Annotated in this window: 15 protein-coding genes; 6 read left to right on the forward strand and 9 right to left on the reverse strand. The window is 69.2% G+C overall.

From position 1 onward, the window contains the following. Positions 1–55: 55 nt before the first annotated feature. Both guaA and OED01_RS11970 read right to left on the reverse strand, forming a co-directional pair. A complete protein-coding gene (gene guaA / locus OED01_RS11965) occupies positions 56–1,633 on the reverse strand; it encodes a glutamine-hydrolyzing GMP synthase (protein WP_264155508.1) in 1,578 nt (525 codons plus the stop codon). Continuing rightward, entirely contained in the window at positions 1,630–2,163 is a 534-nt protein-coding gene (locus OED01_RS11970) for a DUF3817 domain-containing protein (RefSeq protein ID WP_264155509.1), read from the reverse strand. The genes guaA and OED01_RS11970 overlap by 4 nt, the downstream gene beginning before the upstream one ends. Before the next feature lie 109 nt (positions 2,164–2,272). Between OED01_RS11970 and OED01_RS11975 the strand changes: the two genes are divergently transcribed. Further along, the gene (locus tag OED01_RS11975) at positions 2,273–2,875 is read left to right on the forward strand and encodes a VOC family protein (protein WP_264155510.1); all 603 of its coding nucleotides are present in this window, start codon (positions 2,273–2,275) and stop codon (positions 2,873–2,875) included. A gap of 60 nt (positions 2,876–2,935) precedes the next feature. Here OED01_RS11975 and OED01_RS11980 read toward each other — a convergent pair whose 3' ends face one another. The 3 genes from OED01_RS11980 to OED01_RS11990 all read right to left on the reverse strand — a co-directional run bounded on the left by OED01_RS11980 (position 2,936) and on the right by OED01_RS11990 (position 9,687). Then, on the reverse strand, positions 2,936–7,549 hold the full coding sequence (locus OED01_RS11980) for an ExeM/NucH family extracellular endonuclease (RefSeq protein WP_264155511.1): 4,614 nt from the start codon (positions 7,547–7,549) through the stop codon (positions 2,936–2,938). Between the two features lie 208 nt (positions 7,550–7,757). Beyond that, positions 7,758–8,513: an SURF1 family protein gene (locus OED01_RS11985; RefSeq protein WP_264157966.1), complete on the reverse strand. Its 756-nt coding sequence runs from the start codon at positions 8,511–8,513 to the stop codon at positions 7,758–7,760. A gap of 55 nt (positions 8,514–8,568) precedes the next feature. Further along, positions 8,569–9,687: a GuaB3 family IMP dehydrogenase-related protein gene (locus tag OED01_RS11990; RefSeq protein ID WP_264157967.1), complete on the reverse strand. Its 1,119-nt coding sequence runs from the start codon at positions 9,685–9,687 to the stop codon at positions 8,569–8,571. A gap of 66 nt (positions 9,688–9,753) precedes the next feature. On the opposite strand from OED01_RS11990, the gene OED01_RS11995 reads away from it, so the two are divergent. Further along, on the forward strand, positions 9,754–10,839 hold the full coding sequence (locus OED01_RS11995) for an FAD-dependent oxidoreductase (RefSeq protein ID WP_264155512.1): 1,086 nt from the start codon (positions 9,754–9,756) through the stop codon (positions 10,837–10,839). A gap of 9 nt (positions 10,840–10,848) precedes the next feature. On the opposite strand, the gene OED01_RS12000 is transcribed toward OED01_RS11995, so the two are convergent. The 4 genes from OED01_RS12000 to guaB all read right to left on the reverse strand — a co-directional run bounded on the left by OED01_RS12000 (position 10,849) and on the right by guaB (position 17,031). Next, positions 10,849–12,537, reverse strand: coding sequence for an ABC-F family ATP-binding cassette domain-containing protein (locus OED01_RS12000; RefSeq protein ID WP_264155513.1), 1,689 nt, complete (start codon positions 12,535–12,537; stop codon positions 10,849–10,851). Between the two features lie 66 nt (positions 12,538–12,603). Then, a complete protein-coding gene (locus OED01_RS12005) occupies positions 12,604–14,061 on the reverse strand; it encodes a pyridoxal phosphate-dependent decarboxylase family protein (protein WP_264155514.1) in 1,458 nt (485 codons plus the stop codon). After that, positions 14,058–15,416, reverse strand: a complete 1,359-nt coding sequence (locus tag OED01_RS12010) for an MFS transporter (RefSeq protein WP_264155515.1) — start codon at positions 15,414–15,416, stop codon at positions 14,058–14,060. Before OED01_RS12010 ends, OED01_RS12005 begins: the two co-directional genes overlap by 4 nt. 112 nt (positions 15,417–15,528) lie before the next feature. Beyond that, positions 15,529–17,031 carry an IMP dehydrogenase gene (gene guaB, locus OED01_RS12015; RefSeq protein WP_264155516.1) on the reverse strand — a complete coding sequence of 501 codons (1,503 nt, stop codon included), beginning with the start codon at positions 17,029–17,031 and terminating at the stop codon, positions 15,529–15,531. Between the two features lie 216 nt (positions 17,032–17,247). Here guaB and OED01_RS12020 point away from each other — a divergent pair, with 216 nt between their 5' ends. The 4 genes from OED01_RS12020 to OED01_RS12035 are packed head-to-tail and all read left to right on the forward strand — an operon-like array spanning position 17,248 to position 21,366. After that, positions 17,248–18,591, forward strand: a complete 1,344-nt coding sequence (locus OED01_RS12020) for a branched-chain amino acid ABC transporter permease (protein WP_264155517.1) — start codon at positions 17,248–17,250, stop codon at positions 18,589–18,591. Positions 18,592–18,594: 3 nt separating this feature from the next. After that, positions 18,595–19,572: a branched-chain amino acid ABC transporter permease gene (locus tag OED01_RS12025; protein WP_264155518.1), complete on the forward strand. Its 978-nt coding sequence runs from the start codon at positions 18,595–18,597 to the stop codon at positions 19,570–19,572. Beyond that, positions 19,562–20,569: an ABC transporter ATP-binding protein gene (locus tag OED01_RS12030; protein ID WP_264155519.1), complete on the forward strand. Its 1,008-nt coding sequence runs from the start codon at positions 19,562–19,564 to the stop codon at positions 20,567–20,569. Before OED01_RS12025 ends, OED01_RS12030 begins: the two co-directional genes overlap by 11 nt. Further along, the gene (locus tag OED01_RS12035; protein WP_264155520.1) at positions 20,566–21,366 is read left to right on the forward strand and encodes an ABC transporter ATP-binding protein; all 801 of its coding nucleotides are present in this window, start codon (positions 20,566–20,568) and stop codon (positions 21,364–21,366) included. Before OED01_RS12030 ends, OED01_RS12035 begins: the two co-directional genes overlap by 4 nt. Positions 21,367–21,444: the final 78 nt, after the last annotated feature.

The following is a 21,444-nucleotide window of genomic DNA, read 5'->3' on the forward strand; positions in this document are numbered from 1 at the left end:
GAGACCCGCAAACGACACAGGAGCGGATGCCGAGGCATCCGCTCCTGTGCTCAGATCACTCCCACTCGATGGTCCCCGGGGGCTTGGACGTGACGTCGAGCACGACCCGGTTGACCTCGCGCACCTCGTTCGTGATGCGGTTGGAGATCTTCGAGAGCACGTCATAGGGCAGGCGCGTCCAGTCGGCCGTCATGGCGTCCTCGCTGGAGACCGGACGCAGCACGATCGGGTGGCCGTAGGTGCGGCCGTCGCCCTGGACACCGACCGAGCGGACATCGGCGAGCAGCACGACGGGGCACTGCCAGATCTCCTGGTCGAGCCCCGCCTTGGTCAGCTCCTCGCGGGCGATGGCGTCGGCGTCACGCAGGATCTCGAGGCGGTCAGCGGTGACCTCGCCCACGATGCGGATGCCGAGGCCTGGCCCCGGAAACGGCTGTCGTCCGACGATCGCCTCCGGCAGACCGAGCTCGCGGCCGATCGCGCGGACCTCGTCCTTGAACAGGGTGCGCAGCGGCTCGATGAGTTCGAAGTCGAGGTCTTCCGGAAGCCCGCCGACGTTGTGGTGCGACTTGATGTTCGCGGTGCCGGTGCCGCCGCCGGATTCGACCACGTCCGGGTAGAGCGTGCCCTGCACCAGGAACTTCACCGGTTCGCCGGAGGCCTTGGCCTCCTCGACGAGCTCGCGCTGCACCTTCTCGAACGCGCGGATGAACTCGCGGCCGATGATCTTGCGCTTCTGCTCCGGGTCGGTGACGCCCGCGAGGTGTCCGAGGAACGTGTCCGCCGCATCCACCGTGATCAGACGCACGCCGGTCGAGGCGACGTAGTCCTGCTCGACCTGTTCGCGCTCGCCCTTGCGCAGCAGTCCGTGGTCGACGAAGACCGCCGTCAGCTGGTCGCCGATCGCCTTGTGCACGAGAGCGGTCGAGACGGCCGAGTCGACACCACCGGAGAGGGCGGAGATGACACGGGCGGAGCCGACCTGCTCGCGGATGCGCGCGACCTGCTCCTCGATGACGTTGTCGCTGTTCCAATCAGCGGCGAGACCAGCGGCCTTGTGCAGGAAGTTCTCGATGACCTCCTGGCCGTGATCGGAGTGCTTGACCTCGGGATGCCACTGCACGCCGTAGAAGCACTTCTCGGCGCTTCCGAACGCCGCGACGGGCGTCGCCTCGGTGGATGCCAGAACCTCGAAGCCCTCCGGCGCGCGCGCGACCTGGTCGCCATGGCTCATCCAGACGTTCTGCGTGTCCGGCTGCCCGCCGAGCAGCACTCCCCCGTCGCCGGTGAGCGCGGCATCCGTCGCACCGTACTCGCGCAGGCCTGTGTTCGCGACCTCGCCGCCCAGAGCGCGGGCCATGACCTGGAAGCCGTAGCAGATGCCGAGCGTCGGGATGCCGAGGTCGAAGATCCCGCCGTCGAGCGACGGCGCCCCCTCTTCGTACACCGAGGACGGGCCGCCCGAGAGGATCAGCGCAACGGGATTCTGCGCCGCGATGTCTGCGGCGGAGACGGTGTGCGGGACGATCTCGCTGTAGACGCCGGCTTCGCGGACGCGGCGGGCGATCAGCTGGGCGTACTGGGCGCCGAAGTCGACGACGAGCACGGGACGCTGGGCGGTGTCAGCGCTCATCGCGCGGCCTCCTGGGTGGTGTGGTCGGATGCGTCGGCCGCGATCGCGGCCTCGCGGGAAGCGAGATAGGTCTTCACCTCACGGGAGACCTTGGCCTCCATGAAGAACGACAGCAGCGGCACGATGCCGCCGAGCGCGAGCATGATGAAGCGACCGAACGGCCAGCGCATCAGGCTCCACACACGGAAGCAGGCGAACAGGTACACGACATAGAACCAGCCGTGCGCCACGAGGACGAACAGCGACAGGTTCAGCCCGCCGGCCGTCTGCCCGGTCGATTCGAGGTCGCAGCCCATCCCGCCGGGCACGAACAGCGAATACCACTGGCAGCCGTCGCCGACGATGACCGGTGCGAACCAGAGGAAGCCGCCCGACCCGCCGGCGAAGAGCTCGACGTGGGTGGGGCTGTACTTCAGGATCATCTCCCCCAGAAGCAGCAGCAGCATGACGCCCGTGATGATCGACGCGACCTGGTAGAACTTCAGCGCCCCACGGATCTTCGGGAAGGAGGCGGCTTTCGGTTCGGGCATGGCGTCCAGTCTACCGGGCGCGGACGGCCCTCCTGGCGTGCGCAGCGGACCGCAGAGTCGGTCAGGAATCGAGAAGCGCGCCCCGAACGCCGCTCGTAGCGTGATGGACATGAACAGCATCGACTCCCTCACCCTCGAAGTCGCCGACCTCGCGGGGGCTCAGAGCTTCTACTCCCGTGTCTTCGGCCTCGGCGACCGCCTTCGCCTGCGTGAATCGGATGCCGCGACCACCGGGTTCCGCGGATTCACCGTTTCACTGATCGTCGCCCAACCCGCGGATGCCCGATTGCTGCTGGACGAAGCGATCACTGCCGGCGCTATGGTCCTCAAGCCGGCCGCGAAATCGCTCTGGGGTTTCGGCGGCTCCGTGCAGGCTCCGGACGGCACCGTGTGGAACATCGCGACGTCGAGCAAGAAGGACACGAAGCCCGCGGGCCGGGCGATCGAGAACATCGTGCTGCTGCTGGGCACCGAGAACGTCGCTGAGAGCAAGCACTTCTACACCGACCAGGGCTTCTCGGTGAAGAAGAGCTTCGGCAGTTACGTGGATTTCGACACACCGGAAGGCTCGATCGGTCTGGGCCTCTACAAGCGTGCCGCTCTCGCGAAGTCGGCAGGCATCGCGAGCGACGGCGGCGGTTCGCATCGCCTGGTGATCAACGGGACCAGCGCCGGGGCCACAGACCCGGATGGCTTCGTCTGGGCCGCATGATCAGAGCACGACGAAGGCCGCCGGGATCGCTCCCGACGGCCTTCGTCCCGTTTCAGCGGATCAGAACCAGCCCGTGATCAGATCCCAGAGCCAGTCCAGGACATCTCGCACTCCGCCGCCGCGGTTGACGCCGACCGTCGCGGACGCCGTGTCGCCGTCGGCCTGCGCGACCTCGACGCTGTACTTGCCGGGGTGGGTGTTCTTCGGCACCGTGACGGATGCCTGGAATGAGCCGTTCTCGCCCACCACGACCTCGCCGAGCTCGATCGCCGAGCCCTTCTTGGGCTGCAGGCGGACGGTGACCGTCTCGCCCGGTTCGAAGTCGGCACCCGTGATGCTGAGCTTCTTGCCTGCGGCGACCTTCTTCGGAACCTCGATGGTGCCGGTGAACTCCACCGGCTCGGAGCCCGCGATCGTGAACGGCACCTGCACGGTCGTGCCCGTACTGGTGACCGCGACCGTGAGCGACTGCTCGCCGAACACCCCATCCGGCACCGTGAACGACAGGCTGGCGCGGCCGACCTCGTCGGTCGTGTCGACGATGGTCGGATCGATCTGGCCGGACGCGAGAACCGTCTCCCCCAGCGACACGGCCACCTCGGCACCGTTCGCCTCGCCGGCGCTGAAGTTCAGCGAGGAGAGCGCGATCGTCACCTGGTCACCCGCGGTGTAGCCGTCCGCATCGGCGGGGCTCAGCGTCACGCCGACCGCGCGCTGCGCGAGATCAGGCGTCGCGGTGCCGTTGGCGTCGAACCACTCGACCGTCGAGGCGAGGTCCACCTTGCCGGTGTCCTTCTTGTTCACGCCCTCCCGGAAGCTGGCGAAGTTGTCTCCGCCGGCCGCGAGGAAGGAGTTCGCCGCGACGACGTACGTCGCGTCCGGGTCGATCGCCGTGCCGTCGAGCGTGATCGAGGTGATCCGCTCACCGGCCGCGGCGGTCGGGTCGTAGGTGTACACGAGCCCTTCCGAGACGCCGAGCTTCAGGAACGGACGGCTCGCGCCGGCCGGCTGCCACTGCTCCTCGAGCACGCTCTCCAGCTGCGCGCCGGTGAGCTCGAGCGTGACGAGCGTGTTGGCGAACGGCTGTACCGTCGCCGCCTCACGGAACGTCACGTTGCCGTCGGGGTCGTTCTGGCCCGCGCTCGCGTACGCGAGGTTCGCGCGGATCCCGCCCGGGTTCATCAGCGCCACGTCCGCGCCGGTCGCCCACTTGTGGACGTCGGCCACGAAGTTCCCGATCGTGGACTCGCCACCCCGGTTCTCGGAGCCGTTGGTCTGACGTGCCCGGTTGAAGTCGGCCGTGATCTCCCCGACCTTCTCGGCGCCGAGCACGTCGGCCTCGGCCTTGGCCGCGTCGACGATCGCCTGGACCTCGGGGTCAGCGGGGTACAGGGCCTTGCCCGCCTCGGTGAGCGGCTTGATCTCGTTCTCGATCGAGAGGAGCTCCTTGGTCTCCGGATCGACCTCGATGCTCGTCAACGCGAAGTTCTCGCCGTACTGCCCGGCCTGGAACACGGGCCGGCCATCGATGACCTCGCTGTACGCGCCGTGCGTGTGGCCGGTCGAGATGGCGTCGACCTCCGGGCCGACGCCGGCGAGGATGTCGCCGAGCGGGGTGCCGGGCTCGAACTCCGCCGGCTCCGTCGACGCCGCGCCCTCGTGCACGAGGAGGATGATGACGTCCGCCTCGCCGTTGGCCTGGTCGCCGTCGGTCAGCGCCGCGGCTTCCGCGTTGACGGAGTCCGCGATGTCGCGCACCTCGAGCTCGGAGATCGCGTCCGGCGACACGAGCGTCGGAAGGTCCTCCGTGACGGCGCCGATGAATCCGACGTCCACGCCGTCGACCTCGGTGACCCAGGACGGCTCGAGGGCGTGCTCGTCCGTACCGGCGAGGTAGACGTTCGCGGCGAGGTACGGCCAGTCGGCGCGCGCCTCGATCCGTTCAGACAGGTCGGCCCAACCCTGGTCGTACTCGTGGTTGCCCGTCGAGCTCACCTGGAGTCCCGCCAGGTTGAGCGCGTCGATCGTCGGGTTGTCGTCCTGGATGAACGACGTGAACGTCGATGCGCCGACGAGGTCGCCGTTCGCCGTGAAGAGCGTGTTCGGGTTGCCGTCGCGCAGCTGCTGCACGGCCCCGGCGAGCACGGCCGCACCCGCTGCGGCGCCGTCGGCCTCGATCCGACCGTGGAAGTCGTTGATCGTGACGATGTCGATCGACACGGGCGGGATCTCGCTCGAGATGCCCACGACGATCGGATCGTGGTCGCTGGAGCGGTACGGGGTCCCCGCCTCGGCGGCGCCGAACGCGTAGCCGCGGTCGCTCCACTCCGGCGAGTTGATCGCCCAGACACCCGTGCCCGTGACGGACTCGGTCAGCGACGGGGACGCGATCGCGTGGTCGAGTGACCCGAGCTCACCGTCGAACGTGTACGTGTAGTGGCCTGCGGCCTGCGCCGGAACCAGGTCGGTCCAGCCGGCCTGGGCGAACACGTCGATCGGGTCCTCCTGGCCGTACGCGTTGAAGTCGCCGAGCAGCAGGATGTCGTCGCTTCCACTGGTCTCGGCGAGCGTCTCGGTGAACGCCAGCAGGGACTGCGCCTGCGCGATGCGGTCGGCGTTGAAGAAGCCCTGGCCGTCGGCAGGCTCGGCCCCGCCACCGGACGGCGGCGACTTCGACTTGAAGTGGTTCGCGACGACCGAGACGAGCTTGCCGTCCACGTCGAAGGTCTGCGCGACGGGCTCGCGCGCGTTGTCCCACACCGTCTCGTCGATGATGGTGGCGCTGTCGCCCACCGGTGTGACGGCATCCTTCTTGTAGATGATCGCGTTCGTGATGACGTCGGTCTCGGTCTGCAGCAGAGCGGCGGGGGTGGGCACGAACGCCCACACCTCGGAGCCCGCATCGGCGTTGAGACCGTCGACGAGGTCGCTCAGCGCGGCGTCGGCCGGCTTGCCGAAGTGGATCGAGTTCTCGATCTCCATCAGCGACACGACCTCGGCGTCCAGTGCGTTGATCGCCGTGACGATCTTCGACTTCTGGATCGCGAACTCCTCTGCCGTCTCCGCTCCACGCGCGTCCGGATTCTCGCCGGAGAGCGTCGTGAAGTAGTTGTAGACGTTGAACGCGCCGACCTGCACGTCGCCGCCGACCTCGGGGGCCGCGTCCGTGCGCGGGTTCTGCGCCGTGAATCCGGCCTTGTAGCCCGCGTCGCTGGTGTCGTCGATCGGCACGACCGGCTGCAGTCGCCAGTCGTCGAAGCCGTACTGCAGCACGTACCCGGCGTCCGCGAAGTCGACCGCGTCGCCGTTGCGCACCACGGTGTCGGCCGTGAAGTACGGCTGCTGTCCTGGGTGGGCGTTGCTGGTGACCTGCGACGACCATCCGTCGTCCAGGAGGATGCGCTCGGCGCGGTTCTCGGCGGCGATCGCGTTCGCCGCGTCGCCGGGGCGGGTGGTCTCGGTGCTCTTGACGTTGAGCTCACCCGGGTTCAGCCACAGGGTCCCGTAGTTGTAGAGCTGGTGGCTGGAGGCGACCAGGTACGACCCGGTCGGCGCGACGAGCATGTTCTCGAAGGCCTCGCGATCGGCGCCGGTGACCGTGTCGGCGAGCGGAGTCTGAGCGGGCACCCCCGCAGCGGCGGTGACGACCGAGACGTCGGATGCCGCTGCCGGGTTGATCTGCGTCTGGCCGAAGTACTCACTGACCGTTCCCGTGACCGACACGAGGTCGCCGATGGCGAGCGTCGGTGCGAGGGCGTTCAGGTAGACGAAGACGCCGTCCGAAGCTCCGGGGGTCGCGTCGGTGTCGCCGCCCGAGCCCTGGGTCTGGATCGTGACGCCCTTGTAGCCGCCCGTGCGGTAGTCGCCGGTCACGACGCCGGAGACCGTGACGTTCTGGCCGGCCAACGGCGAGACGTCGCCGGAACCCTGCACCTCGGCGATCGAGACCGCGGTGGGCTCTTCCGGTTCCTCGGGCTCTTCGGGCCCTGTGCCGCCGGAGTTCTGCGGGGTGATCGTCGCGGACAGCGTGAAGTCCGCGCTGTTGTCGTCGGTGTCGGCGGCGTTCGTCCGGTTCAGCGACTTGACGTCGGTGTTGCCGGCCGGCGGGGTGGCCGCTGCCGTCTCGAATGTGTTCGAGGTGCCGTATCCGAGCAGGTCGACGACTCCCGCCGTGCCCGTGATCGACCCGGGCGCGAGGGTGACCGCGGCGGTGCCCTCGACGAGTGCGAGCGTCCCGTTGGTGCCGCTCGGGTTCAGGTTGCCGACGGCATCCGCGGTCGGCAGCGCCTGACCGTTCGCGCCGTTGCTGCCGCCCTGCACGAGGTAGTGGCCGCCGGCGGGAATCGTGCCCGTGAGGGGGACGACGCCGTTGAAGGCCGCGGTCCCGGTCGCCGAGCGGTACTGCAGGGAGAGTCCGTCGAGGGAGACCGGCTCGGAGGTGGGGTTGTAGAGCTCCACGAACTTGTTCGTGAACAGCGCCCCTGCGCTGCCACCGGAAAGGTACGCCTCGTTGATGACGACCCCCGTCCCGGTCGTGTTCGCGAAGGCGGGTGTCGCGACCAGGGCGCCGGCGCCCAGGGCGGCGACACAGGTTACGGCGAGGACGCTGACGCGCCCCCTGCTGCGGAAGGACGCCGGAACCGTTCGGTTCCCGGCATCGGGGGCTGGCATCATCGTTGCTGTCTCCTCGATCGGGTGGTGCGGCGGCTCTCGTGAATCCACCGTCCGTGTGCGCTCTCAGCGCACACACATATTCGGGAGCATACGGAGGGCCGGGGACAGGAGCAACGGTGTTCGCCGAATGGTCACCGCTCGCTCATCGAATCGCCGCGAAGACGCTCAGATGCGCATTACCGCCTGCTCGGATGCGCGCTCGACGGGCTCAGGATGCCGCGGCTGCCGCATCCTCGAGATCCTCGACCTCGCGCTCCCAGGCATCCTTCGCCAGGCGGTACCAGATGTAGAACGCGAAGCCCGCGAAGATCGCCCACTCGGCCGCGTAGAACACGTTCAGCCAGTTCACCGGCGACAGCTCGTCCGGCGGCGAGGAGGAGATGTCCACGAGCCCGTCCGGAGCGTCGAAGCTCGCGAGGTAGGGCCGGTAGACCGCGAGCTGCTCTGCATCGTGCCAGTGGCCCAGCAGCGCTGCCGGCGACATCCGGTCCATGCGCTGCGGGTCATCGGCCGGTGGGACCTGCACGCCCTCGTCCGAGATGAGTCGCCCGCTGATCGTGGCCTCGGTGCCGGCGGCGCTCTGCTCGAGGGCTGCGACCGCGGCATCCGCGTCTTCACGTTCCTGGGCCCAGCCCAGCGCGACGGCGATCGAGACGCGATCGCCCACGCGCAACTGGCCGGTGACCCAGTACCCCTCGACGTCGTCGTTGTAGCGGGACGAGACGACGAGGAAGTCGCCGCCGATCCAGCTGCCCGTCGCCTCGGTGCGCTGACCGACGTACGGCTCCGGCAGATACTCGCCCGGCGCGACGACGTCATCCAGGGCACGGACCTGCTCCGTCACGCCGGCGGGGGGCGGATCTGTCTCGATCGCGCGGCCGAGCTGCCACTGGCCGAGGAACGCGAAGACACCGGCGACGACCAGGCACAGCGCGAGGACGCCGATCCAGCGCGGACGCAGCATCACCTCGCGCAGCGTCGGCGGGAAGACCTCTGGTGTCGTCACGGCAGGCGGATGCTCAGACCTGCTCGTACGGGGCCAGCACGACCTCGACGCGCTGGAACTCCTTGAGGTCGGAGTATCCGGTCGTGGCCATGGACTTGCGCAGCGCACCGATGAGGTTCGCGGTGCCGTCCGCGACGGGCGCAGGGCCGAACAGGATCTCCTCGAGCGGCGCGATGCCGTCGACGGCGACGCGGCGGCCGCGGGGCAGCTTGGGGTGGTGCGCCTCGGGCCCCCAGTGGAAGCCGCGACCTGGAGCGTCCGTCGCGCGAGCGAGTGCGACGCCGAGCATCACGGCATCCGCGCCCATCGCGAGCGCCTTGACGATGTCGCCCGAGGTGCCCACACCGCCGTCGGCGATCACGTGGACGTAACGCCCGCCCGACTCGTCGAGGTAGTCGCGCCGAGCGGCGGCGACATCGGAGACCGCGGTCGCCATCGGCGCGTGGATGCCGAGAGTCGCGCGCGTCGTGGACGCCGCTCCCCCACCGAAGCCGACGAGCACACCGGCCGCGCCGGTGCGCATGAGGTGCAGGGCCGCGGTGTAGGTCGCAGCCCCTCCGACGATCACGGGGACGTCGAGGTCGTAGATGAACTTCTTCAGGTTCAGCGGTTCGGCGGCACTCGAGACGTGCTCAGCCGACACCGTCGTGCCGCGGATGACGAACAGATCGACACCGGCGGCGACCACCGTCTCGTACAGCTCCTGCGTGCGCTGCGGCGTCAGGGAACCGGCCACCGTCACGCCGCCTGCGCGGATCTCGGCGAGACGCGCCTTGATCAGCTCGGGCTTGATGGGCTCGCTGTACAGCTGCTGCATGCGCTGCGTCGCCTCGGCGGGTGCGAGACCCGCGATCTCGGCGAGCAGAGGCTCGGGGTTCTCGTAACGGGTCCACAGACCCTCGAGGTCGAGCACGCCCAGACCACCGAGCTGGCCCAGCTTGATCGCCGTCGCCGGGCTCACGACGGAGTCCATCGGCGCGCCGAGCACGGGGATGTCGAAGCCGTAGGCGTCGATCGTCCAGGCCGTCGAGACGTCCTCCGGGTTGCGCGTGCGCCGCGACGGCACCACCGCGATGTCGTCGAACGTGTACGCGCGACGCGCGCGCTTGCCTCGGCCGAGTTCGATGTCCATGGTCACCCCTCCAGCCTACCCGGGGCGACCGCAGCTGAGAGACTGGTCGGGATCGGGAGGTTCGGGATGGCGCAGGATGCCGTGGACGTCGCCGTCGTGGGCGGCGGCGTCATGGGGCTGGCGACGGCGTGGGAGCTCGTGCGCCGCGGTCTCCGACCGGTCGTCCTGGAGCGTTTCGCGCGCGGTCACACGCAGGGCGCATCCCACGGCGCCACCCGCAACTTCAACGACGCCTATACCGAGGATCACTACCTCGACCTGCTGGAGCGTTCGCGCGCCGGCTGGGAGGCGCTCGGCACCGTGGACGGCGCCCCGCTGCTGCGCCTGCACGGCCTGGTCACCCACGGCGACGTCGACATCGCTGCGGTACAGGCGGGACTCGCGCGCCGCGGCATCCCGGCCGACCTGCTCACGGCGGCGGAGGCGCAGCGGCGGTGGCCGGGGATGCGCTTCGCGTCGGACGTGCTGTGGTCGGCGGATGCCGGAGTCATCCGCGCCGCCGACACCCTCCGCGAGCTGGAGCGGCGGATCGTCGCCGGCGGCGGCACGGTCCGATGGGAGACCCCTGTCGAACGCATTGGTCAGGATCCGGCGAGCGCTCTGCTCGCCCTGGCGGACGGGACGACCCTGCGCGCGGACACCGTGATCGTGACGGCCGGTGCATGGACCTCGACTCTGCTCGGCGGCATCGGGCTGCCGCGGCTGCGTGTCACGGAGGAGACGCCGGCGCACTTCCAGCCCGTGACGGATACCGCGTGGCCGTCCTTCAACCACTACGTCGCACCGAGCGACTACCCCGCCACGGTCTACGGCATGCCCACGCCTGGCGAGGGCGTCAAAGTGGGCTTCCACCAGGTCGGCGACGAGGTCGACCCCGACGACCGTCCGCACCGCACGACGCATGCGGACGCGCTCCGCTCGTATGTGCGCGAGTGGATGCCGGGGCTCGACGCCGACTCCGCGGTGCATCTGAGCTGCACGTACACGTCGACCGACGACAGCGATTTCGTGCTCGACCGGCGAGGGCGGTTCGTGATCGGCGCCGGCTTCTCGGGACACGGCTTCAAGTTCGCGCCCGGCGTCGGCGCCGTGCTGGCCGATCTCGCGCTCGACCAGACGGCGCGCGCCGCCTGGCCGTTCCGTCTCGCCTGACCGAGTGGCTCAGCGGGTTCGAGCCACGCGGCGCTCATCCCACACCGGCTCGTCGGCCGCGTACACCTCTCCGTCCGATCCGAATACGAGGAATCGATCGAACGACCGCGCGAACCAGCGATCGTGTGTCACCGCCAGGACCGTCCCGTCGAAGCGCGTCAGCGCGTCCTCCAGCGCCTCGGCGGATTCCAGATCCAGGTTGTCCGTCGGCTCGTCGAGCAGCAGCAGCGTCGCCCCGGAGAGCTCCAGCAGCAGCACCTGGAACCGCGCCTGCTGGCCACCGGACAGCGAGTCGAAGCTCTGCTGCGCCTGCCGGACGAGTCCGTAGCGGTCCAGGGCGCTGCTGGCGGCATCCCGAGGCAGACCCTGGCGTCGATCGTCGCCGCGGTGCAGGATCTCGAGCAGCGTGCGGCCGACGAACTCAGGATGCGCGTGCGTCTGCGCGAACAGCCCTGGCACCACTCGGGCGCCGAGGATCGCGCGGCCCGTGTGCGGCACCTCCGCCACCAGCTCGCCCGTCGACGTGACGTGCCCGAGCGTCGGATCAGGGTCGGTGCCTCCTCTGGCGAGCAGACGGAGGAAGTGCGACTTGCCCGACCCGTTCGATCCGAGCACACCGATGCGGTCCCCGAACCAGATCTCAGCGTCGAACGGTCGCATGAGGCCGGTCAGCTCCAGCCGCTCGGCGATCACGGCGCGCTTGCCGGTGCGCGCTCCCCGCAGCCGCATGTCGAAGTCCTGCGCCGGTGGACGCTCTTCGGGCGGCCCGGCCTCCTCGAACTTGCGCAGCCGGGTCTGCGCCGCCCGATACCGTGATGCGAAGCCGTCGTTCGCCTCGGCCTTCACCTTGAGCGTCGCGACGAGGGTGCGCAGCTTCTCGTGCTGCTCGTCCCAGCGACGCCGCAGCTCGTCCAGGCGATCCATCCGGTCCTCGCGCGCCTGGTGATACGTGGCGAAACCGCCGCCGTGCACCCATGCGGTCGCGCCGGCGCCACCGGGTTCGAGCGTGATGATCCGGTCGGCCGCTCTCGCGAGCAGCTCCCGGTCGTGCGACACGAGCAGCACCGTCTTCGGGGTCTGCCGCAGCTGCTCCTCCAGCCAGCGCTTGGCCGGGACGTCCAGGTAGTTGTCCGGCTCGTCCAGCAGCAGCACGTCGTCCGGGCCCCGCAGCAGCGCCTCGAGGGCGAGCCGCTTCTGCTCGCCGCCGGACAGCGTGACGAGCTCGCGGTATCTGGCGCGTTCGTACGGCACGCCGAGAGCGGCGATGGTGCACTGGTCCCACACCGTCTCGTGCTCGTACCCGCCCGCATCGGCGTACTCGGCGATCGCCGCGGCGTACGCCATCTGGGTGTCGTGCTCGTCGCGTTCGATGAGCGCGTTCTCCGCCGATTCCAGTGTCTCGGCGGCGGCGCGGATGCGACGCGGGGCCACCCGCGTCAGCAGATCCTGCACCGTCTGACCTGCCTCGCCGTGACCGATGAACTGATCCATGACGCCGAGGCCGCCGTCGATGGTGACGGCGCCGGAGTCGGCGGCGGCATCGCCGCGGATGATGCGCAGCAGCGTCGTCTTGCCTGCGCCGTTCGGCCCGATCAGCGCGCTGGTCGAGCCGGCGCCGACGCGGAACGTCGCCTCATCGAGCAGCGGTCTGCCATCCGGCAGGGTGAGTGAGATCGCCGAGACGTCGATGTAGCCCACGGTGGGTCGTCCTTCCGCCCACCGCGACCGTCGCACAGCAAGCCGACCAGGCTATCACCATCCGGGTCAGCGCGGCTCCGACATCCGCGCCAGCAGCTCGGCGAGCAGCGCCTCGGCGACGGGTGCCGGGAGTTCCTCGATCAATGCCATCAGGGTCGACATCGGCTGACCCTGCGTCACCCGGCCGGCGCCGGCCAGTCGCAGCAGACGCCAGGATGCTGCAGGTCCCGGCACGCGATCGGCAGCGTATCCGAGCGTGCGCACCGCCCCGGCCATCCATCGGCCGTCCGCCGGACGGCGCCCTCGCACGGCGTCGGCTGCGTGGGTCAACGCACGCCGGAAATCCTTCAGGCGACGCTCGAGCACCGGGGTCAGGGTGAGATGTGCACTGCGCGGCAGGCGGGTGCCGTCGCTCTGCACGAACCCCGGTTGATGCTGGATCCGCCAGCCGTGGTCGGCCAGCTCGTCCGCGAGCCGATGCGGATCCACGCGGACGTCGATCGGAGCGGCGACGTCCGCGACGAGGGTGATCGCCGGACCGACCGGATCCCCCATCACCACCAGCCCAGGGATGCGCGCGACCTCGTCTCTGATGCCGGCAGCGACGCGCTCGATCGACGCGGTCAGCTCCGCGAATCCGTCGTCGCCCAACCGCTGCACGATCGCCCAGGCCGCCGCCAGCGGGGACGCGGACCTCGACCCGAGCAGCGTCGCATTCACGACGGGGTAGCCGGGCCACCGAGTCGTGGCGAAGAACTGGGCCCGGTGCTGGCGCCTGCCCCGGTGCAGCAGCACCGAGACGCCCTTCGGCGCGTACCCGAACTTGTGAAGGTCCGCCGACAGGCTCGTCACACCGGGAAGGCGGAAGTCCCACGGCGCTGCGTCCCGCCACCATGGCAGCACGAGTCCCCCGAAGCAGGCGTCGACGTGGCACCGGATGCCGCGGACCTTCGCCGCCGCGGCGACCGCGCCGACCGGATCGAGTGCACCGCTCGGATACGCGGGCGCCGACACGACGACGAGCGCGACGTCGTCGCCCATCCTCGCGATCAGATCCGCCGCCGCAACGGTCCCGTCGGGAGCGCACGGCACCGGGTCGAACTCCAGGTCGAACAGCCGTGCCGCCTTTTGGAACGCCGCGTGGGCCGTGGATGGCGCGAGCAGGCGTGGTCGCGTCCCCTGGGCCGCGGCATCCGGATGCTCAGTGCGCCACAGGTCGCGCGCCGTCTTCACCGCCAGCAGGCAGCTCTCGGTTCCCCCGCTGGTCACGGAACCTGTGACGTCGCGTCCTCCGTGCACTGCTCGGCGCACGAAGCCGAGGAGGTCGCGCTCCATCGCCGCGACGGACGGGAAGACGGTGGGGTCGAGACCGTTCACCGGACGGGCGAGGGATGCCGCGGCATCTGCCAGCTCGTCCAGCTCCGGCATCCCCGAGTCGTAGACATACGCCAGGACGTGCCCGCCGTGTGTCGGAGCGTCGAGCGCCCGGAGGTCGCGCAGCCGGCCCAGGATGCCGCCGCTCATGCCGCCGTCCCCGCGATGTCGCGTTCACGCAGCCGGTAGCGCGCGAGCACGACGAGGCTCAGCGCCATCAGAGCTGCGGGCAGGATGCTGAACGCGACGGCGATGCCATCGACGGCCGCGGCGGGTTGGTCCATCGCCACGCCCGCCGTGGACTCGAGGTAGCCGGTGGTCGCGAGCACGACCGAGAGCACGGCTGCCCCGAGGGCCATCCCCGTCGTCTCCCCCGCCGTCCAGACCCCGCTGAACACGCCTGACCGATTCGTCCCGGAGTGCGCGGAGCGATCGTGCGCGATGACGTCGGGCAGCATGGCCATCGGCAGCGTCTGCATGCCGGCGTACGCCGCGCCGGCGAGCGCCACCGGGGCGAGGATCCACCAGCCGGGCACCCAGATCATCACCACGAGTGCGAGGGTCGAGAGCAGGAAGATCAGACTCGCCATCCGAAAAGCGCGTTCCTTGCCCACGCGATCGGCGATGCCCTTCCAGACCGGAGCCATCAGCAGCGCGGGGGCGATCAGCGACGCGAACAGCGGCGTGACGGCTCCCTCGTCCTGGAGGATCCACCGCGCGACGTACTGGGCCGATGCCAGCATCAGACCGGTCGCGAGCCCCTGCAGCATGAACGCCGACAGCAGCGCCCGGAACGGCTGGCTCTCGCGGAGCACGCGGATGCCGGCGCGATAGTGCGCGCCGATCGACATGCCGGCGACGACCGGAAGCGGTGGCCGCTGCGGCGCCACGGATGCCGACACCAGCATCCCGACGGCCAGGACGACGCCCGCGACCAGCGCCATCACGAGGTACCCGCGTAGCGGATCGTCCGGGAACAGACCGCGCAGCTCTGGTCCACCGGCGCCGAACAGCAGGATCGCGGTGGTCAGCACCACCACGCGCCAGGTGAGCAGCCTGGTGCGTTCGTGGTAGCTGTCGGTGAGTTCGGCCGGCAGGGCGATGTACGGAACCTGGAACAGGCTGAAGCACGTCGCCGCGAGCATGAAGGCGATCAGCACCCACACTCCGGACGTGACCGGCCCGAGCCCGCCGGGGACCGCGAACGTGAGCACGAACGCGATCGGCAGGCCGATACCCCCGAGGATCATGAATCGACGTCGCGACCCGGCCTGCGCGTAGGAGCGGTCGCTGAGTCCGCCGATCACCGGGTCGATCAGGACGTCCCAGGCCTTCGCAGCCGTGACGATCGCGCCGGCTGCGAGCGCCGTGACGCCGAGCGAATCGGTGAGGTAGTAGACGAGGACGAGCCCCGGCAACGTGGCGAAACCGCCGGTGCCGAGCGAGCCGATCGCGTAGCGGGCGACCTGGCTCCTGGTCAGCGCCGAACTCCCCGGTGAATCCATGCGCTCACTCTAGTGGCGCCCGTGAGACGGTCGCTCGACGCCGTTGCGACGCGTTCGTGCGGACCACCTCGACAGACGGACGGCCGGATGCCGAGGCATCCGGCCGTTCGGGTCAGCGCTTGTAGTTGGGCGCCTCGACGACGATCTGCACGTCGTGCGGGTGAGATTCCTTGAGCCCCGCCGGTGTGATGCGGACGAACTTGCCGCGGGTTTTGAGCTCTTCGATCGTGCGCGCGCCGACGTAGAACATCGACTGACGCAGGCCACCGATGAGCTGGTACGCGACGGCGCCGAGTGGGCCGCGGTACGGGACCTGGCCCTCGATGCCCTCGGGGATGAGCTTGTCGTCGCTGGGCACATCAGCCTGGAAGTAGCGGTCCTTCGAGTACGAGGTCTGCTTGCCGCGGGTCTGCATGGCACCGAGCGAGCCCATCCCCCGGTACTGCTTGAACTGCTTGCCGCTCTGGAAGACGATCTCGCCCGGTGACTCGTCGGTTCCGGCCAGCAGCGAGCCGAGCATGACCGCATCCGCACCGGCGACGAGCGCCTTGGCGATGTCGCCGGAGTACTGCAGACCGCCGTCGGCGATCACCGGGATGCCGGCGGGGCGCGCCGCCAGCGACGCCTCGTAGACCGCAGTGACCTGCGGAACGCCGACGCCGGCGACGACGCGGGTGGTGCAGATGGATCCGGGACCGACGCCGACCTTCACGGCGTCGGCTCCGGCATCGATGAGCGCCTGTGCGCCCTCACGGGTCGCGATGTTCCCGCCGATGATGTCGATGTGCTCGAACGAAGCGTCCGCCTTCAGGCGACGGATCAGATCGACGACGCCCTGCGACTGTCCGTTCGCGGTGTCGACCACGAGCAGGTCGACCCCGGCATCCCGCAGCGCCTCGGCGCGCTCCCACGCGTCGCCGAAGAAGCCGATCGCTGCGCCGACGCGCAGCCGTCCCTGGTCGTCCTTGGTGGCGAGGGGGTACTTCTCGCTCTTGTCGAAGTCCTTGATCGTGATGAGACCCGCGAGCTTGCCGTCGTCATCGATGAGCGGCAGCTTCTCGACGCGGTGCTTCGCGAACAGCGCGATGACCTCGCCGGCGGCGACGCCGACCGGTGCGGTGACGAGCGCCTCGCTGGTCATGACGTCCTTCACGAACGTCGTCTGACGCTCGAAACCGGAGACGAAGCGCATGTCGCGGTTGGTGATGATGCCGACGAGCTTGCCGTCGGGGTCGACGACGGGCAGACCCGAGATGCGGTAGCGCGCACAGAGGGAGTCGACCTCTTCGACGGTCGCGTCCGGGGTCGTGGTGATCGGGTCGGTGATCATGCCCGACTCGCTGCGCTTGACGCGGTCGACGTGCGCGGCCTGATCGGCGATCGAGAGGTTGCGGTGCAGGATGCCGATGCCGCCCTCGCGTGCCATCGCGATGGCCATGCGAGACTCCGTGACGGTGTCCATGGCGCTCGACAGCAGCGGCGTCGCGACCGAGATGCGACGCGTGATCCGCGAGGAGGTGTCCGCCTCGCTCGGGATGACGTCGGTGTGCCCCGGCAGGAGCAGCACGTCGTCATAGGTGAGGCCGACGAAACCGAACGGGTCGTGCTGGTCCATGGATGATCCTCCTGGGGGGTGGCGGGGAGCGGCGCGGGTGTACCAATTCTAAGCGCCGCCGACTCGCGTACTATTCCCGCGCGCGAGCGCGGATCGTGAGCAGATCGTGCATTGGCTGAAACAGAATCGACACACTACGCTCATACCGTCGTACATCAGGGCCGATGAACAACTCCGTCTTGGCCTGTGTACTGGACGGGAGGTTCTGTGAGTCCGATGATCTCGGCGAAGCGGAGCGGAATCCGATGGGCGATCGCCCTGGTCGGGACGCTCCTCGCTTTCGCCTTCCTGGCGCTCCAGCCGCCGTCACCCGCCTCAGCAGAGGAGACCGACGACGGCCAGGAGATCACCGACTTCTATCTCGCCGGAGTCATCACGTTCGACGACGATCCCGTCGCCGACGTCACGATGTCCGTCGAGGGCGAGGGCTTCGAAGCCGACACCGAGACGGATGCCGAGGGCAAATGGCGTCTCTACGTCCCCGAGGCCGCGACTTACACGCTCACCGTCGATGAGGACTCGCTCCCCGACGGCGTGATCGTGGACGCGACGCAGCTGCCGGAGGGCATGCAGCCGATCTCCGGCACGACGGCGTCGTTCGAGGTCGAGTTCGGACTCACCGGGACGAAGATCGTCAACCTGTTCCTCGGCGAGGGCGTCCGCGAGACGACGTCGTTCCTGGACCAGTTGCTGTCCAGGACTGTCGGCGGGCTGAACTTCGGCCTGCTGCTCGGACTCGCCTCGATGGGCGCCGCGCTCATCTACGGCACGACGAAGCTGTCGAACTTCGCGCACGGCGAGATGGTCACCTGGGGTGCGGTCGTCGCGCTGCTGGTCAGCTCGTTCTGGCAGCTGCCGATGTGGCTCGGCATCATCGCCGCCATCATCGCCGGCGGCCTGCTCGGGTGGGGTCTGGATGCCGGTCTCTGGCGTCCGCTGCGGCGCCGTGGACTCGGCGTGGTGCAGCTCATGATCGTCAGCATCGGCCTCTCCCTGGCGTTGCGCTACGCGCTGCAGTTCATGATCGGCGGCGGCACGTATCAGCTGCCGGGGTCCAGCCCGACTCCGATCAAGCTCGGCCCGATCTCGCTGTCGTACATCGACATGATCGGCATGGGTGTCAGCCTGCTCGTCATCCTCGGCGTCGCGTTCTTCCTGACGCGCACGAGGGTCGGCAAGGCCACCCGGGCGATCTCCGACAACCCGCAGCTGGCTGCTGCATCCGGCATCGACGTCGACAAGGTCATCCGCATCGTGTGGATCCTCGCCGGCGTCCTCGCCGCGATCTCCGGCATCCTGTGGGCGTACTTCCGCCCTGGCGTGAAGTGGGACATGGGCATGCAGATGCTGCTGCTCATCTTCTGCGCCATCACGCTCGGCGGCCTCGGCTCGGCCATCGGCGCGCTGATCGGCTCGATCATCGTCGGTCTCGCCGTCGAGGTGTCGACCCTGTTCGGCGTCCCGAGCGACCTCAAGTACGCCAGCGCCCTCGTCGCGCTGATCGTGATCCTGCTGGTACGGCCCCAGGGCCTGCTCGGCCGCAAGGAAAGGTTGGGCTGACGCATGGACTTCGGCAACATCCTCGGCAACACCGCCGCATATCTCTTCAGCCCGACCACGATGGCCTACGCGTTGGCGGCGACCGGTCTGGCCGTGCACTTCGGCTACACCGGCCTGCTGAACTTCGGCATGGCGGCCTTCATGGCGGTCGGCGGCTACGGCTACGCGATCTCGGTGCTCAGCTTCGGCCTCCCGTGGTGGATCGGCATGCTGATCGGCCTCATCGCCGGCGCGGGCTTCGCGTTGATCCTCGGCATCCCGACACTGCGCCTTCGTGCCGACTACCTCGCCATCGCGACGATCGCGGCGGCGGAGGTCGTGCGACTGCTGTTCCTCACCGAGCTGTTCAAGAAGTGGACGAACTCGGCCGGTGGCCTGTCGGGCTACCATCAGAGCTTCCGCGACATCAACCCGTTCCCGCCCGGGACCTACGGCTTCGGCCCGTGGACCTACAACGCGAACGACCTGTGGGTGCGCGTGTTCGGACTCATCATGCTCACGATCGCCGTGCTCTTCGTCTGGGCCCTCATGCGCAGTCCGTGGGGCCGCGTGCTCAAGGGCATCCGCGAGGACGAGGACGCAGTGCGCTCGCTCGGCAAGAACGTGTTCGCGTACAAGATGCAGGCGCTCGTCGTCGGCGGCGTGCTCGGTGCGCTCGGCGGCATCGTGTTCGTCCTGCCGTCGGCCGTGATCCCCGGCAGCTACTCGACGTCGCTGACGTTCTTCCTGTGGACCATCCTGCTCCTCGGGGGAGCTGCGACCGTTCTCGGCCCGACTCTCGGCGCCGTGCTGTTCTGGGTCGTCTTCGCGTTCCTCGGCAGCCTGCTGCCCGCGATGGCGGACGCCGGCCTGCTGCCGATGACCGCGGCCCAGGCGGACATGGTGCGCTACATCCTGATCGGCGTCGTGCTGATGCTGATCGTGATCTTCCGGCCGCAGGGCATCCTCGGAAACAAGAGGGAGATGACCTTTGTCAAGTGAATCCACCCCTACCGGCCCGGCTCCGGCCGCGCCGCGGGCGAAGACGACCGGCCTCGCCAAGGGTCCAGCGGCTCCCGGCGTCGCCAAGGTCGACCCCATCCTCGTCGCGGACAGCGTGACGCGCCGCTTCGGCGGCCTGACCGCGGTCGACGTCGACCACCTCGAGATCCCGCGCGGCGCCATCACCGCGCTCATCGGTCCGAACGGTGCAGGCAAGACGACTCTGTTCAACCTGCTCTGCGGGTTCGACAGGCCCAACTCCGGAACGTGGTCGTTCGACGGCAAGAACCTGTCGGGTGTTCCCTCGTTCAAGGTCGCCCAGATGGGTCAGGTGCGCACGTTCCAGCTGACCAAGTCGCTGTCGCTGCTGACCGTCCTGGAGAACATGAAGCTCGGCGCCCCGCATCAGCGCGGCGAGGGCTTCTGGGCCGGCCTGTTCCCGTTCCTCTGGCGCGATCAGGAGGCGCAGATCGAGGAGCGGGCGCGTGAGCTGCTCGCCCGATTCAAGCTGGACGCCAAGGAGAAGGACTTCGCCGCTTCGCTGTCCGGCGGTCAGCGCAAGCTCCTCGAGATGGCTCGTGCGCTGATGAGCGATCCGACCCTGGTGATGCTCGACGAACCGATGGCCGGCGTCAACCCGGCGCTCACGCAGTCTCTCCTGGAGCACATCCTCAGCCTGAAGGACCTCGGCATGACCGTGCTGTTCGTCGAGCACGACATGCACATGGTCCGCCACATCGCCGACTGGGTGGTCGTCATGGCCGAGGGCCGCGTCGTGGCGGAGGGCCCGCCCGAGCAGGTCATGGAGGACCCGGCCGTCGTGGATGCCTATCTCGGCGCCCACCAGGATGTCGACCTCGGTGCCGTCACCGGCCGCATCCCCGTCGTGGCGGATGCCGCGGCGACCCGCCTGCGGGCGCAGATCGAAGCGGAGGCCGAAGCCGAGCTGGAAGCCGATTTCGCCGCATCCGACGATCCCAAGGAGGAGAAGCCATGACCGGCGAAGACAACCGCGACGTCTCATCGACCGGCTCGGGACAGGCGACGCCCGACGTCCACGCACGCGGGGACGTCGTCGTCGAGCTGAAGGACGTGCACGCCGGATACCTTCCCGGCGTGAACATCCTCAACGGCGCGAATCTCGTCGCCCGCAAGGGCGAGCTCATCGGCATCATCGGCCCGAACGGTGCCGGAAAGTCGACGCTGCTCAAGGCGATCTTCGGCATGGTGCAGATCCGCGGGGGCGACGTCACCGTCAACGGCGAGAGCATCGTCGGCTTGAAGGCCGACAAACTCGTCGCCCGGGGCGTCGGGTTCGTGCCACAGACGAACAACGTGTTCCCGTCGCTGACGATCGAGGAGAATCTGCAGATGGGGCTCTACCAGAACCCCAAGATCTTCGCGGCCCGCCTGGAGTTCGTCACCGGAATCTTCGCCGAACTCGGCAAGCGCCTCAAGCAGCGCGCCGGTTCCCTGTCCGGCGGTGAGCGTCAGATGGTCGCGATGTCCCGCGCGCTCATGATGGACCCCGCCGTGCTGCTGCTCGACGAGCCGTCGGCCGGGCTGTCGCCGGTTCGTCAGGACGATGCGTTCATCCGCGTCTCGGACATCAACAAGGCAGGCGTGACGACGATCATGGTCGAGCAGAACGCGCGCCGCTGCCTGCAGATCTGCGACCGCGGCTACGTGCTCGACCAGGGGCGCGACGCGTACGAGGGATCAGGACGCGACCTGCTCAACGACCCCAAGGTCATCGGCCTCTACCTCGGCACGCTGGGCACGGACGCCGCGTAGGTCGAGCGCCGCGTCCCGGGCGGGCAGGTAGCGCAAATCGTCGCCTCGCCACGCGCGAGGTGACCACACGCGACCCCT

Source organism: Microbacterium sp. M28 (assembly GCF_025836995.1).
Taxonomy (GTDB): domain Bacteria; phylum Actinomycetota; class Actinomycetes; order Actinomycetales; family Microbacteriaceae; genus Microbacterium.

What these genes read in the sequence shown, in the direction of transcription:
- OED01_RS12010 (WP_264155515.1), bottom strand. Translation starts at nt 15,416, where the DNA reads ATGGATTCACCGGGGAGTTCGGCGCTGACCAGGAGCCAGGTCGCCCGC.
- OED01_RS11990 (WP_264157967.1), bottom strand. Translation starts at nt 9,687, where the DNA reads ATGGACATCGAACTCGGCCGAGGCAAGCGCGCGCGTCGCGCGTACACG.
- OED01_RS11995 (WP_264155512.1), top strand. Translation starts at nt 9,754, where the DNA reads ATGGCGCAGGATGCCGTGGACGTCGCCGTCGTGGGCGGCGGCGTCATG.
- OED01_RS12020 (WP_264155517.1), top strand. Translation starts at nt 17,248, where the DNA reads ATGATCTCGGCGAAGCGGAGCGGAATCCGATGGGCGATCGCCCTGGTC.
- guaB (WP_264155516.1), bottom strand. Translation starts at nt 17,031, where the DNA reads ATGGACCAGCACGACCCGTTCGGTTTCGTCGGCCTCACCTATGACGAC.
- OED01_RS11975 (WP_264155510.1), top strand. Translation starts at nt 2,273, where the DNA reads ATGAACAGCATCGACTCCCTCACCCTCGAAGTCGCCGACCTCGCGGGG.
- OED01_RS12005 (WP_264155514.1), bottom strand. Translation starts at nt 14,061, where the DNA reads ATGAGCGGCGGCATCCTGGGCCGGCTGCGCGACCTCCGGGCGCTCGAC.
- OED01_RS12025 (WP_264155518.1), top strand. Translation starts at nt 18,595, where the DNA reads ATGGACTTCGGCAACATCCTCGGCAACACCGCCGCATATCTCTTCAGC.
- guaA (WP_264155508.1), bottom strand. Translation starts at nt 1,633, where the DNA reads ATGAGCGCTGACACCGCCCAGCGTCCCGTGCTCGTCGTCGACTTCGGC.
- OED01_RS12035 (WP_264155520.1), top strand. Translation starts at nt 20,566, where the DNA reads ATGACCGGCGAAGACAACCGCGACGTCTCATCGACCGGCTCGGGACAG.
- OED01_RS11985 (WP_264157966.1), bottom strand. Translation starts at nt 8,513, where the DNA reads ATGCTGCGTCCGCGCTGGATCGGCGTCCTCGCGCTGTGCCTGGTCGTC.
- OED01_RS11970 (WP_264155509.1), bottom strand. Translation starts at nt 2,163, where the DNA reads ATGCCCGAACCGAAAGCCGCCTCCTTCCCGAAGATCCGTGGGGCGCTG.
- OED01_RS11980 (WP_264155511.1), bottom strand. Translation starts at nt 7,549, where the DNA reads ATGATGCCAGCCCCCGATGCCGGGAACCGAACGGTTCCGGCGTCCTTC.